The sequence below is a fragment of the Brucella intermedia LMG 3301 genome (assembly GCF_000182645.1).
GTDB lineage: Bacteria > Pseudomonadota > Alphaproteobacteria > Rhizobiales > Rhizobiaceae > Brucella > Brucella intermedia.
Window position 1 is genome coordinate 839,796 of sequence record NZ_ACQA01000002.1, and the last position, 13,714, is coordinate 853,509.

Below are 13,714 nucleotides of genomic sequence, written 5' to 3' on the forward strand. Positions count from 1 at the left end.
CTCATATTTCCGGAATCAAGCGTCACAACCTACCATAATGCAAGATGCGGCGGTAAGGTCGCCCTTCCGCCGCATCCATAACCTTTGATGTCCAGATTAACGGACGTACTCAATCATCCGAGCGCGGCTCAGGACCAGTTCGATGCGATCGTCCTGAAGCTTGTGCAGACAGACACGCTTGGTCCACGGGCCATCATGCAGCGTGAACAGGGCCCGTCCCTGGCCCAGGTCTTCCAATGGCATGGCCCGACGCGTAGGACCTATACCCATGATGAGGTGGCCGTCCTTGATATCGAAACTGGCACCATAGGATGGCGCCTGCCAGTGTCCGTCGAGTTCGTGGCCGAGCGGCTCCACTTTGACCGGCTTCAATCGGCGGGACACATAGCCGATTTCCCCTTCCAATTCCGTACCCGTCCAGCGAAGCCGAACCGGTGAGGACGGTGACAGGGATGAGAACCAGCCACCGCCGATATCGTAAAGCGTGTCTTCGGAATCGAGCCAATTGGCTATACCGTTGCGCATTTCCAACCAGAACGGTCCGCTATCCGCCACGTAAAGCCCGTCCGGGATGGTGCAGTTCGTCTCAGGCAACGACAAACCGTTGAGAGCGGCCATGCAGTCCCGCGCCATCTTATACGTATTGGCATCTTCGCGGTTCGAAACCACGATCATTCCGGTTTTTGCTGTTGGGTCGAGCAGAAAATAGCTCTTATAGCCGGGATGCGAACCGCCATGTCCGACAAAACGCTTTCCGTCCACCTCGTTCCTGCGCAGCCCGAGGCCATACCCTGTGACGCGCCCATCAGAAAGACGACGGTCTGCCGACAGCCTATCCAACAGGCCTTTGAACGGCCCCTCGCCGTTAACGAGCGCCTGCGCCCATTTCGTCAGCGCCATCCCGCTGCCCGTCAGGCTGCCGGAAGCTGAAATATGCAGGCCAGCGGAGCTAAGCTGCCACTTTTCACCAGATTTCCAATAACCGGGCACGAGACCGGCAACCGGGTCATTCCAGACATCCGGCGCTTCCATGAAAATGCCGAGTTGTTGCGCAATGTCCGATTTCACAAAATCATTGAAACGGAATCCCTTTCGTTCAAGGGCGGCTTCCACCAGCCGGTAACCGGTGTTGGAATAGGAAATCTCTGAGCCGGCATCGAAATTGAGACGTTTGAGGGAAGCCAGATAATCCAGAAGCTGACCGGCTTCCGTTTCCGTATAGACAGATAGTCCGAGAAGCGTCAGGCATTCGCGTGTATCGGGGAGCCCGCCAGTCATGTCGAGTGCACGTCCGACGGTGACATCGGCAAGTGGGCTTTGCAATTCCGGCAGATGATCACCTAGCCGGTCCTCCAGGCCAATGACATCGCCATGTTTGAGAACCATTGCACAAAATGCATGTTTCGTGACTGATGCGTAGCGAACGACTGTATTTGCCGTAAATGGAACACCGGTAGACAGGCTTTCAAGCCCGCTTGCATAAGCAAACTTTACCCCATCAGGGCCAAAGCCGATGATGACACCGCCCGGCTCATCCTTGGCCCAGCTTCGCGAAAAGACTTTCGCGGCAAGAGAAGCCGCGTTCCAGTCAGCATGCGTTGACATGAAAACTCCGTCAGGCAGGTTCTTCCAGATTGACGCTCAAAGCGCGCAGTTCTGTGGTATGCGGATGTGTCGTTCTGCCGGCGCGCAAATCCTCGGCGCCGAGCTGCTCTACCATCTCGCCGTGTTGCATCACTCCGACATTTGGACACAGATGCGCGATTACCGCGAGATTGTGGCTCACAAGCACATAAGTGAGATTCTTTTCCGCACGCAGGTCGGCGAGCAGATTGAGAATTTCAGCCTGCACCGAAACATCAAGCGCCGAAGTTGGCTCGTCCAGCAGAAGTACTTCCGGTTCGGCAATCAAAGCACGCGCTATCGCCACGCGCTGTCGCTGACCGCCCGAAAGCTGATGCGGAAAACGAAACCGCGCGGCTTTAGGCAATGCGACTTCATCGAGGACCTTTTCAATCCGCTTGTCGATATTGCCGATACCGTGGACCAGCAGAAGCTCGCTCAGAATGCGGTCGATTGTCTGGCGCGGATGCAGCGATCCAAATGGATCCTGAAACACCATCTGCACCTGACGGAAGAAGGCGGGCGCCCGCTTCGGGGCTACGTCCTTGCCGTCGAACGCGATGTGGCCGCTCCATTGTTCGTTGAGGCCGGCCATGGCGCGCAGAATGGTGGACTTGCCCGAACCGCTTTCGCCTACGATGCCAAAACTTCCGCCCTTCTCCACACGAAAGGACACACCCTTGACGACTTCGCGATCGTTGAAGCTGATGCGGAGTTGATCAATATCTATCATGAGTTCAGCCAGCTTTCTTCACGATTGAGAACCGGCAATCGATCGCGAGGATGCATCAGAGACGGAATGCAATTGAGAAGCCCCTTGGTATAGGGGTGCTCGGCGCGCACCAGTTCCGAGGCTTTCAATTCCTCCATGACACGGCCCATATACATGACCATTACCCGGTCACAGAAATGCGACACGAGCGGGAGATCGTGACTGATGAGAAGAAGCCCCATTCCCCGTTTGGAAACCAGATCGTCGATCAGGCGAAGAATTTCCGCCTGTACGGTAGCATCGAGCGCGGATGTGGGTTCGTCGGCAATAAGCAGCTCGGGATCGGGCGCCAGCATCATAGCGATCATGACGCGCTGGCCCATGCCGCCCGAAACCTCGTGCGGGTAAAGCTTTGCCACTTCACGCGGATTGCGGATCATGACCTGATCGAGCAGATCAACCGCCGCATCCATTGCCTGACGCTTGCTGCCACCTTTATGGGTGCGCCACGCCTCAGCCACCTGCACGCCTATGGTCTTGACCGGATTAAGCGAATATTTGGGGTCCTGCAGAATGAAACCAGCCCGCTTGCCGCGTATCTGACGCATCCCGCGTTCGGTAGCCGACAGAATGTCGATACCGTCGAACGAAAGCTTGTCAGCCTTCACATCAGCGATTGGCGGCAGGAGTTTCATCAGGGCTCGTGCGGTCAGCGACTTGCCTGAACCACTTTCGCCAACGATACCCAGTTTTTCGCGACCGAGCTGAAGGGAAACCCCGCGCACGGCATCGAAACGGCTGGTGCGCGTTTCAAAGCTGATTTGCAGATTTTTGATATCAACCAGCATCTGTTCTCTCAATTTTGCTTCGGATCGAGCACGTCGCGCAGACCGTCGCCGAGGAAATTGAAGGCGAGCGATACAAGGAAGATCGCAATGCCGGGGATAGTGGCAACCCACCATTGTTCGAAAATAAAGCGCTTGGCGGTCGCTATCATCGCACCCCATTCGGGCGATGGCGGCTGTGCGCCCATCCCGAGGAAGCCAAGACTTGCGGCGGTGATGATGATCGAACTCATATCAAGCGTGATACGCACGATGACACTCGGCACGCAGAGCGGCATGATATGGCGCAGAATGATGCGGAAAGGCAAAGCACCAGTCAACTTGGCTGCGGCGATAAAATCGCTTTTGCGCAGGGTCATGGTTTCCGCACGCGCCAGACGCGCATAGGGCGGCCACGCGGTCAATGCAATCGCAAGCACCGCGCTTTCGACGCCTGGCTTCAAGGCCGCTACAAAGGCCAGCGCAAGGATCAGTCGCGGAAAGGCAAGGAAAACATCCGTAACGCGCATCAGTGCCGTGTCAACCATGCCACCGAAGTAACCGGCGATGCAGCCGATGAACAGTCCAATCGGCGCGACAAGAATGACGACGGCGATAACCATTCCAAGGGTTACGCGGCCACCGTAGAGAATGCGCGAAAGAATATCGCGGCCCAGTTCATCGGTGCCGAACCAGTGTTCCGCAGTCGGAGCGGACAGTCTGTTGCCGAGGTCCTGCACACTTGGATCATAGGGCGCCAGCAATGGCGCAGCCAGCGACAAAGCAACGAAAGCGACGATGATGAAAAGACCAATCATTGCGAGCGGATTGGCCCGAAGATTTACCCAGATACGATAGCGCCTCCCCCAGTTCGCCTGAGAGCGGGAGGTGGGCGAGTCATCAAGCGCCCAGTTATGAAAATTGGCAAAAATCATCGCACACGGGGGTCCAGAACTTTATAGAGGATATCGGCGAGCAGATTGAGCCCGACATAGATAACACCGATCAGCAGTGTAGACCCTACAACCGGGTTCATATCGGCATTCATCAATGAGACCGTGAGATACTGCCCAAGGCCCGGCCAGCTGAAGACAGTTTCAGTAACGACGGCGCCCTCGAGCAAACCAGCATAGGTAAGCGCCAGAACGGTCACAAGCTGTACTGCAACGGTCGGGAAAGCATGTTTCCAGATCACAGATGTCAGCGACAGGCCTTTTGCTCGGGCCGTAATCACAAACTCGCCCTTGAGCGCGTCAAGCATGAAGGCACGGGTCATGCGTGTGATGTACGCCATGCTGAAATATGCTAGGATCAGGACGGGCTGAATCATGTGACGGACAGCATCCCAGAATGCGTCCCAGTCGCCCTCGATGAGCGTGTCGATCGTGAGCAGGCCCGTTACATGCGGAATCATGCCCTCGTAGATGATGTCCTGGCGCCCCGGTCCCGGTGCGAGATCGAGCGTCGCATAGAAAACCAGAAGTGAAATCAGCGCCAGCATGAAAACGGGAACCGAGTGTCCCGCAAGACAGATGACGCGGATCGTCTGGTCAACGAAAGACCCTTGCCGCACCGCTGCCCATACGCCCAGCGGAATTCCGATCAGTGCAGCAACAATCAAGGCGGCCGTTGCCAGTTCCAGCGTTGCCGGGAAATAGCGTGCGATATCCTGAGCTACCGGATTGCGGGTCAGAATGGAGTTGCCAAAATCACCGTGCAGGACCTGCCCGATATAATGTACAAACTGAACCACAAGCGGCTGATCGAGCCCCATCTCCGCGCGTACGCGCTGGATAACGGCTTCGGGCGCGTTGTCGCCCACGGCAGCAATAACTGGATCGACCGGCATGACGCGGCCGATCATGAATGTGATAACCATAAGCCCGAACAGCGTGATCAACACGCTGCTCAGGATTCCGGTCAGGTTCTTGAGGCTTTTCTTCACGCCTTGGCGATCCCTGCATAGGAATGGGAATCGGACAGCACGCCGAGACGCATCCCGGTAACGTCCTTGCGGCAGGCCGCCGTCTCGAACTTCTGCATCATGATGATGAACGGGCTGTTGTTCATGAATTCGCGCTGCAGATCTTCATACATCTTCACGCGCTTGGCCGGGTCCTGTTCATCACGCGCGGCCAAAGACTTCTTGGCGAAATCTTCGTTCTGGAAATGCGAGCGCCAGGCAAAAGGCTTGGTTTTCGCATCATCGGAATTGTCCGGATTGTTGCAGAAGACGTCGACATTGGTATTCGGGTCGAAATAGTCAGAGCCCCATACGGTCAACGCCATCTGGTGTTCACGAGCCCGCATCTTCGTCAGAACCTGACGATTTTCGGCAGCCAGCAACTCCACCTTGATCCCGATTTCGGCAAGGCTCGCCTGAATTGCCTGTGCGATATCCGGGCTAGGCTGCGCCGAATAGTGATCCATCTTGATGGAAAAGCCATCTGGAACACCTGCTTCCGCGAGAAGAGCCTTTGCCTTGGCAATATCCTTCTTGAATGGATTTTCATTCAAGGCTGCCGGAAAGCCTTCAGGAACAAGCGTTTGATGCACCTTGTAGTTCAGCGGCACGATGTTCTTCTGAATGCCCTCGTAATCCACAGCCCACTTGATCGCTTCCCAGACCTTCGGCTTGGCGAGAGCTTCCACGCTCTGATTGAGCGACATCAGCATCAAGCCGCCAACGCCCTTGCGCACCAGATTGTAGTTTTCATCACCGTCCAGAATACGAAGCTGTTCAGTGGTGAGATTACGCGCAATATCGACATCACCCTTCTGAAGCATCAGAAGCTGCGAGGACGGGTCCGCAACGTGTCGCAAAAGGATGCGCTTCACATTGCCCTTGTAGGCGCCATGCGGATTAACGTTCAGAATGATGCTTTCGCTCGGCTTCCAGGAAACGAGGACCCATTCACCAGAACCCGCGCTGTTCTTTTGAAGCCAACCATTGCCAAGGTCATCCCCGGAGGCGTTCTCCAGAACAGTTTTCTTTTCCACAATGCTGGCAACGCTTGCCGAGAGGCAGTATAGCAGGAATGGCAGCGATGTCGGCTGCTCGACCGTCAAAGTCAATGTCGATGGATCGGTTGCGACGATACTCTTCTCGGCATTCTCAGGCGTGAAGCCGAACTGGCCGATGATGAAAGCCGGCCCCTTGTTCATCTTGATCGCACGTTGCAGCGAGAAGGCAGCATCTTCCGCTGTTATCTGGGCACCGCTCGCAAACTTTGCGTTCGGATCGATCTTGAACGTAAAGACCTTGCCTTCGCCGTCGGCTTCCCAGGAAACCGCCACACCGCCTTCCACCTGATCCGGATTGGAGAGGCTTGGATGCACCAGACGCTGGTACATGTTGTTGCAGATTTCGCTGCCGACAGCTTCAAAGCTCTCATGCGGGTCAAGACTGGTCATGTTGTCGAGCTGCTGCGCCACAACCAAAATGTCCTGACGTCCAGCTCCGATAGCAGGCAAAATGCTCGCATAGGACAGGAAGGGAACGGCAGCCGCACCCGCCAGAAAACCACGTCTTGAAATCATTGAGAGCTCCTCTTGCAGCGCTTTCCGAACATGTCCATGAATTGGGATGCAATCGTCGACGCTTATATCCGGATATATTTTTCCACCTTTCCGCTATCACGTCAGCGGATGCAGGGGCCAATGCAGAATTTTGCATTGCCTATGCAGACTTTGCATGAGCGCAACCTAAAAGAAAGCTTTCGCTACAAGGAATCGCCGCTCATGCAGGGTGATCATATCAAGTGACTGAAATCGCATTTGCAATTCTTCGCGCTTGGGTCCATCACCCGTGTCTCAAATACTGGACTTGATTTGAAAAGGCTACTCCATGGCAACAGAACAGAAGATACCCGTTTTTGATGGTCACAACGACGTGCTGTTGCGGTTGTGGTCATCCGAGGCTGCCGCGCCGGAGAAGCGCTTTCTTGATGGCGAAAATGTCGGACATATCGATCTGCCACGCGCGCAGAAGGGTGGTCTGGGCGGCGGACTTTGCGCAGTGTATGTACCCTCGCCGTCACGCGAACTCGATGCCAACGGCAACCTCGCGACGCCCAGCCAAACGGATGCGATGAAGGCGACGCTCGCCATGTCTGCAATCCTGCTGAAAATCGAACGCGAATCTGAAGGCCGAGTGCGTGTCTGCCGCACGGCAGCAGATATTCGCGATGCGTTTGCGAAGGGGATTTTCGCGTCCGTCTATCATATCGAAGGTGTGGAGGCTTTCAGCGAAGACCTCGATGCGCTTTATGTTCTGCATGAAGCTGGCCTTAGAACGCTGGGGCCTGTCTGGAGCCGCCCGAATATTTTTGCCCACGGCATCCCCTTCCGCTTTCCCGCCTCCCCGGATATCGGTCCCGGCCTTACCGATCACGGCAAAGCTCTCATTCGCGCATGCAACGAGCTGAAAGTCATGATCGACCTTTCTCACATGAACGAGAAAGGGTTCTGGGACGTTGCAGCGATCTCCGACGCGCCGCTCGTGGCCTCGCACTCCAATGCGCACGCGCTTTGCCAGCAAAGCCGCAACCTGACGGACAGGCAACTGGATGCCATTCGCGATACGGGCGGTCTTGTTGGGCTCAACTTCGGCGTGTCATTCCTGCGCGAAGACGGAAAGCGCGATCCTGATACCGATCTATCCGAGATCGTTCGTCACGCCGATTACATTGTCGATCGCATCGGGATCGACCATCTGGCGCTCGGTTCCGATTTTGATGGCACCACGATTTCGTCGACGCTCCGCGACGTAGGCGATCTCCAGCTGGTCATAGAAGCATTCCGCAAGCACGGCTACGACGATGCCTCCATCGTCAAGCTGGCCCATGGCAACTGGATCAATGTCCTTGAGCGGACGTGGGGCGCTTGAGGCTGCTGAATAGACGCGACCTCACCCTTCGAGGGTGAGATCGAAGACGTGATGATGGATATGACCATCGAACATTTCGAGGAGGCCCTTTGTCGCCTCCCGGCTTTCATATCGCACAGATGACGCGAGCGCCTCCGCCAGAGCCTCCCTGCTGTCATACTTGGTCCAAAGCACCATCGGGTAAGCCGGAGCACCTTCATCGCGTTCGACAGCGTAAAGAACGCGCACTTCCCTGATACCGGGAAAGGAGAGCCACATCGGCATGAGGATATCGGCGACATAAGCTTTGAACGCATCCTCGCGCCCAGCATGAATAGCGCCTTCAAAAAAGGCCTGTCTGACAATCATGGATAATAACTCAGTTTACCTTGGTCGGCGGAACATCACCGGAAAAATATGCTGCGAGATTGGCGAGCACCAGTTCGCCCATTCCAACACGGGTTTCGACCGTTGCGCTGCCCTGATGCGGCATCAGCACCGTGTTTGGCGCGGTCAGAAAATCCGCTCTGATCGTCGGTTCATTGACGAAAACATCAAGGCCGGCACCAGCAATGGTTCCGTTGTTCAACGCTTCCAGAAGCGCATCTTCGTCAACGACACTGCCTCGGGCTACATTGACCAGATAGCCTTTGTTTCCAAGTGCCGCCAGAACATCCGCATTCACGATATTTGCCGTGGCAGGGTTGGCTGCAACGCACACTGCGAGCACGTCGCTTTGCTGCGCAAGTTCCACAGGCGTGGCGTGTGCGACCCAACCGGTGTCTGCGACAGGCGAACGGTTCCAGTAATGCACTTCCATGCCAAATGCTTCCGCGCGCCGCGCAAACGATTTGCCAATCTGGCCAAGCCCCAGGACGCCGACCCGCTTGCCTTTCGGGCTTATCCCGAGAGAGAAAGCCTCCCGGCGAGCCCATCTACCTTCCCTTACGAACCGATCGCCCGCAACGACATGGCGCATTACCGCGAGCATGAGGGCAATGCCGGTGTCAGCGACATCGTCCGTCAGAACGCCCGGCGTGGTGCTGACATGGACGTTGCGACCACGTGAAAAAGCGAGGTCAACCTTGTCTGTTCCCACACCGTTAATGGCGATCAGGCCAAGTGACGGCAAACGTTCCATCCACTCGTTGGAGAGCCCTGTTCCGCCCCCAGTGACGACAGCACGTATGGTGCCGAGGGCCGCATCGATAGCCCCACTGTCCTCCGGTTTATACAGGCGAAGAACCTTGTAAGCCGCGTCCAGTCGCTCTTCGATCAACGGCATCATAGGCTCGATGAGCAGAACTTCGTTCGTCACTTCAAACTCCATTACTAAATTATTGGAGACAATCAGGAAATCTGGCCAATGAATGCCTTTGTGCGCTCGTGTTTCGGATTACCGAAAAACTCTTCCGGTTCCGCCATTTCGAGAATTTGCCCCTGATCCATGAAAATGACGCGGTCTGCGACCTGCCGCGCAAAGCCCATTTCATGCGTAACGCACAGCATGGTCATGCCCTCTTTCGCGAGATCGATCATGGTATCCAGAACTTCCTTGACCATTTCTGGATCGAGCGCCGAAGTCGGTTCATCGAAAAGCATGATCTTGGGATTCATGCAGAGCGCACGGGCAATAGCCACGCGCTGTTGCTGTCCGCCGGAAAGCTGGGCCGGATACTTGTCCGCCTGTTCGGGAATGCGGACGCGCTCCAGATATTTGCGCGCTGTCTTTTCGGCCTCCGGCTTCGAGATGCCCCGCACCTTCATCGGCGCCAACGTGCAATTCTCAAGAACAGTCATATGCGGAAAGAGATTGAACTGCTGGAAAACCATACCGGTTTCCTGCCGCACGATATCTACATTCTTTCCACCAGCAGTCAGGTCGTGGCCATCAACGATGATACGGCCCTCCTGAATGGTCTCCAACTGATTGATGCAGCGGATGAGAGTAGACTTTCCCGAACCAGACGGGCCGCAAATAACGATACGTTCGCCGCGGGATACAGTCAGATTGATATTTCGGAGCGCATGGTACGTGCCGTACCACTTGTTCACCCCTTGCATAAGCACTGCCGCACCAGAAGCATCGTGCTGCATCTGGTTTGTCGTTCCCTGAGCCGTCTGGTTCATGTCGAGAAACTCACTTTCGTGGACTGGATCGCCATGCCCGCCTGAGGACGGGCAAGGCGGAATTCAGGAGCTTACTTTGCCTGGGAAACAAAATCCGGCAGCGGCGCGCCAAGCCACTTCTCATGGATCTTGTTCAGTTCACCGTCGCTCTTCGCCTTTTCGATGAACTTGTTGACGAATTCCAGCATTTCGGCCGAGCCCTTGCGAACAGCGATGCCCTGTACCTGCTGGCTGAGCTGGATTTTCTGTTCGTAGCGGCCCGGAGCAGCCTTTTCGATCTCAGCCGCCACAACGTTGGATAGACCGATCAGTTCAACCTGACCGGAAAGCAAAGCCTGCACTGCGCTTGCGTCGTCGTCGAAGCGGCGAATGTTGGCATCCTGCGGCGCAACCTTGGTAACTGCCGTATCCTGCGTCGAAGCCCGCGCGACGCCGATGGTCTTGCCCGAAAGATCCTCCGGCTTCGCAACCGCAATATCCTTCGGTCCGAATACACCAATTGAAATGCCCGCATAAGGCTGGGAGAAATCCACGCTCTTGGCGCGCTCCTCCGTGATGCCCAGCGAAGCAACCAGGACATCGACCTGACCGCTCTGCAGATAGGGAATCCGGTTCGGACCGGTAACCGGAACAATCTGAGCCTCGACACCGATCTCCTTCGCCAGCAGCTTTGCCACGTCAGCGTCATAGCCATCCGGTTCATTGCTGGTATTCATGATGCCGAAAGGTGGAAAATCGACCAGCATACCGATCTTGATTTTCCCGGCGGACTTGATGCCGTCAACAGTCTGCGCAAATGCTGCAGGTGCCAGCACGGTCGCGAGAGCTCCCGCACCAATGAAGGCCATAGCCAAACGTCTGGTGATATTCATTTTTATTCCTTCCCTATCAAGGGCCGGTCTCCTCGCCGGCACCGTTTCTTATTTTTCGGAGCATTTCCTGCCGCAGCCATGTCTCGCAGCAGGCCGGAAATGCCCATTGTCTTCCCCAGCCCCCCGATTACCGAGCCGTAGCACGAGAAAACCTCGCTTCCATGCGGCGCGCGAGAATGGATAGCGGCCAGCACAGGACAAAATAGATAGCAGCCACGGTGCCAAACACCATGAACGGGCTGAATGTCGCGTTGTTGATGATCTGACCTTGGCGTGTCAGTTCCGTAAAGCCAATGATCGCAGCAAGAGACGTTCCCTTGATGAGCTGCACGAGAAACCCCACCGTTGGCGCAACGGAAATGCGCGCAGCCTGCGGCAGGATCACATAGCGCATACGATTATAGTAACGCAGCCCCAAGGCAGTTGCGGCTTCGCGCTGACCGGGCGGCACAGCATCAATACAGCCGCGCCAGATCTCGCCCAGAAAAGCGCTCGCATGCAAAGTCAGTGCAATTGTTGCAGCGATCCACGGATTGATGCCCAGTCCGAAAATATTGAGACCGAAAAAGACCAGAAACAGCTGCATCAGAAGCGGTGTGCCCTGAAACAGCCTTATGAAGCCGAGCGCAATGAAACGCGGGACGCGGGCATCCGAGACGCGCATCAGCGCAACCAGCAGCCCTCCAATACCGCCGCCCACAAAGGCAATGGCGGAAAGAGCAATGGTCCATTGCGCTGCATAAACGATGATGAGAAATTCGTTCCAGCCAAAAGGTCTGATCATGGCCTGCTCCTATCGGCTCAACGGGTATTTGAAGGCCACCTTCTCGATCAACGCGAAGACGGCAGAGAAACCGATGGACATGACGAGATACATGAGCGTGATAACGATATAGACCTCAAAGCTCGCAAAGGTCGCCGACTGCAAATCGTTACCCGCAGCCGCAAGCTCATTGGCGGAAATGACGGATACAACACTCGAAGTCAGCATCAGATAAATGAACTGACTGGTGAGCGATGGATAGACCGTCCGCAAGGCTGGCTTCATGATGACATAGCGGAATACCTGAAGCCTGGAGAGACCAAGCGCTGTCCCAGCTTCCACCTGACCTTTATGAATAGATTCAATACCCGCCCGAATAATCTCCGTGCCGTAGGCCCCGAAATTCACGATCAGTGCGAGAAGCGCAGCACTATTGGGCGACAGGCGCAAACCAGCAGAAGGCAATCCAAAGAAGATAAAGAAAATCTGCACCAGAAACGGTGTGTTGCGGATGATTTCGATATAGGCATCGATGACGAAGCGTACCGGTTTGGGTCCGGATGTCTTACCGACGGCGCAGATAATCGAGACAATCAAGCCTAACACCATCGCAGCGCACGAGAGCTCAATTGTCTGCCACGCACCGACAAGCAGCTTATCCATCGACGCGAAAACGGGCGCGAAGTTGAAATTATACAATGCCGAACCTCCCGGTACACGGACTATGCCGACTTTTCCTCCTGTCGGCAACAAATTTAGATCGATCTAATTGGGTTTGATGCCGCTCGTCAATCATTAATTCGGATTAGATGACTGGCGCTTTTAACGGTACACAGGACTGCCTCACCTGCAAATATGTCTCGCTCACGATCCGCTCGGCCTGCTTTTCCGGACTTGCCAGCCGGGAAAGAAGCAGCCTGGCGGCGTTCTGGCCCACTGCAACCGGTCGCGTTGACACTGAACTCAAGCGGGGCCGTGTCGCCTCCGCGTCGCTTACATCATCGAAGCCGATCAGAGAGAAGTCGTCACCAACTTTCCTCCCACAGTCATAAAGACCCGCTGAAAGCCCCAGCGCAACCACGTCATTGAAACAGATCGCCGCTGTCGGCGCTTTTCCCGCCTGAAAGAGTAGCGGGGCCGCTTTGGCGATTTCCGGCATCGTGTATGGCAAGCGAACGATCAAACCGGGATCGAGGCCTTGTTGCTCCATCGCATCCCGGAATCCTTCGACACGTTCGCGATATGCGGAATGGACCGGCCCATGCACGGCAAAGGCGATCGTCCTATGCCCCAACCGGGCCAGATAATTGACTGCCTGCCGCATGCCGCCCGCATAATCCACGCCTGCGTAGTCAATTCGGTCCGTCACATGACGCAATACCTGAACGACCGGCAGCCCCCAGTCCACAAACTGCTCGATGAATTCGGGAGCCGTTTCTGCCGTCAGCGATACAATCACGCCATCGACACCATGCTCGCGCATACGCTGCATGAGGGTGGTTTGATTGGCAAAATTCTCGTGGCTGTTTGCAAGAAGAACGACCAGCCCAGCTTCACCTACAACACTGTCTATTCCAGAAAGCAATTCACCGTAAAACGGGTTGCCGAGGGTCGGCACGATGACGCCCACCGTATTCGACCTCTCCGCCCGGAGACTGGCTGCGCCCATATTATAGACATAACCCAACTCCTGCAGGGCTTTTTCCACCTTCTCGCGTGTCGCTGCCCCCACCAGCGGACTTTTGCGAATGACCAGTGAAGCCGTCGCACGCGATACATTGGCGTGGCGCGCCACATCCAAAAGCGTAACGCGACTTTTCCTGCGATCATCACTCGGCATAAGCTCACCCGTCTGCAAACTGATCAATGTCCGGCCTGGTTGATAGGATTTCAGCAACCCGTCGGCCAGATTCGAGGAGGTAT

Annotated in this window: 15 protein-coding genes; 2 read left to right on the top strand and 13 right to left on the bottom strand. The window is 55.8% G+C overall.

Going from position 1 to position 13,714, the window contains the following annotated elements:
- Nucleotides 1-96 precede the first annotated feature (96 nt).
- From OINT_RS16350 to OINT_RS16375, 6 genes are read right to left on the bottom strand one after another with little or no spacing between them, the layout of a single operon-like run.
- On the bottom strand, nucleotides 97-1,605 hold the full coding sequence (locus tag OINT_RS16350; protein ID WP_006468989.1) for a serine hydrolase domain-containing protein: 1,509 nt from the start codon (nucleotides 1,603-1,605) through the stop codon (nucleotides 97-99).
- A gap of 10 nt (nucleotides 1,606-1,615) precedes the next feature.
- Nucleotides 1,616-2,356 carry an ABC transporter ATP-binding protein gene (locus OINT_RS16355; RefSeq protein WP_006468990.1) on the bottom strand — a complete coding sequence of 247 codons (741 nt, stop codon included), beginning with the start codon at nucleotides 2,354-2,356 and terminating at the stop codon, nucleotides 1,616-1,618.
- Nucleotides 2,353-3,183, bottom strand: a complete 831-nt coding sequence (locus OINT_RS16360) for an ABC transporter ATP-binding protein (protein ID WP_006471316.1) — start codon at nucleotides 3,181-3,183, stop codon at nucleotides 2,353-2,355. The genes OINT_RS16355 and OINT_RS16360 overlap by 4 nt, the downstream gene beginning before the upstream one ends.
- Before the next feature lie 8 nt (nucleotides 3,184-3,191).
- A complete protein-coding gene (gene nikC / locus OINT_RS16365; RefSeq protein WP_006468992.1) occupies nucleotides 3,192-4,094 on the bottom strand; it encodes a nickel transporter permease in 903 nt (300 codons plus the stop codon).
- Nucleotides 4,091-5,104, bottom strand: coding sequence for an ABC transporter permease (locus tag OINT_RS16370; RefSeq protein WP_006468993.1), 1,014 nt, complete (start codon nucleotides 5,102-5,104; stop codon nucleotides 4,091-4,093). The genes nikC and OINT_RS16370 overlap by 4 nt, the downstream gene beginning before the upstream one ends.
- On the bottom strand, nucleotides 5,101-6,699 hold the full coding sequence (locus tag OINT_RS16375) for an ABC transporter substrate-binding protein (RefSeq protein WP_006468994.1): 1,599 nt from the start codon (nucleotides 6,697-6,699) through the stop codon (nucleotides 5,101-5,103). Before OINT_RS16375 ends, OINT_RS16370 begins: the two co-directional genes overlap by 4 nt.
- A gap of 12 nt (nucleotides 6,700-6,711) precedes the next feature.
- Here OINT_RS16375 and OINT_RS16380 point away from each other — a divergent pair, with 12 nt between their 5' ends.
- Complete coding sequence (locus OINT_RS16380; protein WP_006468995.1) at nucleotides 6,712-6,924, top strand: hypothetical protein; 213 nt, start codon at nucleotides 6,712-6,714, stop codon at nucleotides 6,922-6,924.
- An 82-nt stretch (nucleotides 6,925-7,006) separates the two neighbouring features.
- A complete protein-coding gene (locus OINT_RS16385) occupies nucleotides 7,007-8,047 on the top strand; it encodes a dipeptidase (protein ID WP_006468996.1) in 1,041 nt (346 codons plus the stop codon).
- Between the two features lie 21 nt (nucleotides 8,048-8,068).
- On the opposite strand, the gene OINT_RS16390 is transcribed toward OINT_RS16385, so the two are convergent.
- From OINT_RS16390 to OINT_RS16420, 7 genes are all read right to left on the bottom strand, one after another.
- Nucleotides 8,069-8,395, bottom strand: coding sequence for a hypothetical protein (locus OINT_RS16390; RefSeq protein ID WP_006468997.1), 327 nt, complete (start codon nucleotides 8,393-8,395; stop codon nucleotides 8,069-8,071).
- Nucleotides 8,396-8,405: 10 nt separating this feature from the next.
- The gene (locus OINT_RS16395; RefSeq protein WP_006468998.1) at nucleotides 8,406-9,356 is read right to left on the bottom strand and encodes a 2-hydroxyacid dehydrogenase; all 951 of its coding nucleotides are present in this window, start codon (nucleotides 9,354-9,356) and stop codon (nucleotides 8,406-8,408) included.
- Between the two features lie 20 nt (nucleotides 9,357-9,376).
- Nucleotides 9,377-10,123 carry an amino acid ABC transporter ATP-binding protein gene (locus OINT_RS16400; protein ID WP_006471317.1) on the bottom strand — a complete coding sequence of 249 codons (747 nt, stop codon included), beginning with the start codon at nucleotides 10,121-10,123 and terminating at the stop codon, nucleotides 9,377-9,379.
- A gap of 104 nt (nucleotides 10,124-10,227) precedes the next feature.
- The gene (locus OINT_RS16405) at nucleotides 10,228-11,028 is read right to left on the bottom strand and encodes a transporter substrate-binding domain-containing protein (RefSeq protein ID WP_006471318.1); all 801 of its coding nucleotides are present in this window, start codon (nucleotides 11,026-11,028) and stop codon (nucleotides 10,228-10,230) included.
- Nucleotides 11,029-11,155: 127 nt separating this feature from the next.
- A complete protein-coding gene (locus OINT_RS16410) occupies nucleotides 11,156-11,812 on the bottom strand; it encodes an amino acid ABC transporter permease (protein WP_006469001.1) in 657 nt (218 codons plus the stop codon).
- A 9-nt stretch (nucleotides 11,813-11,821) separates the two neighbouring features.
- Nucleotides 11,822-12,490 carry an amino acid ABC transporter permease gene (locus tag OINT_RS16415; RefSeq protein ID WP_006471319.1) on the bottom strand — a complete coding sequence of 223 codons (669 nt, stop codon included), beginning with the start codon at nucleotides 12,488-12,490 and terminating at the stop codon, nucleotides 11,822-11,824.
- 106 nt (nucleotides 12,491-12,596) lie between these two features.
- Entirely contained in the window at nucleotides 12,597-13,631 is a 1,035-nt protein-coding gene (locus OINT_RS16420) for a LacI family DNA-binding transcriptional regulator (RefSeq protein WP_031346967.1), read from the bottom strand.
- Between the last annotated feature and the right edge of the window lie 83 nt (nucleotides 13,632-13,714).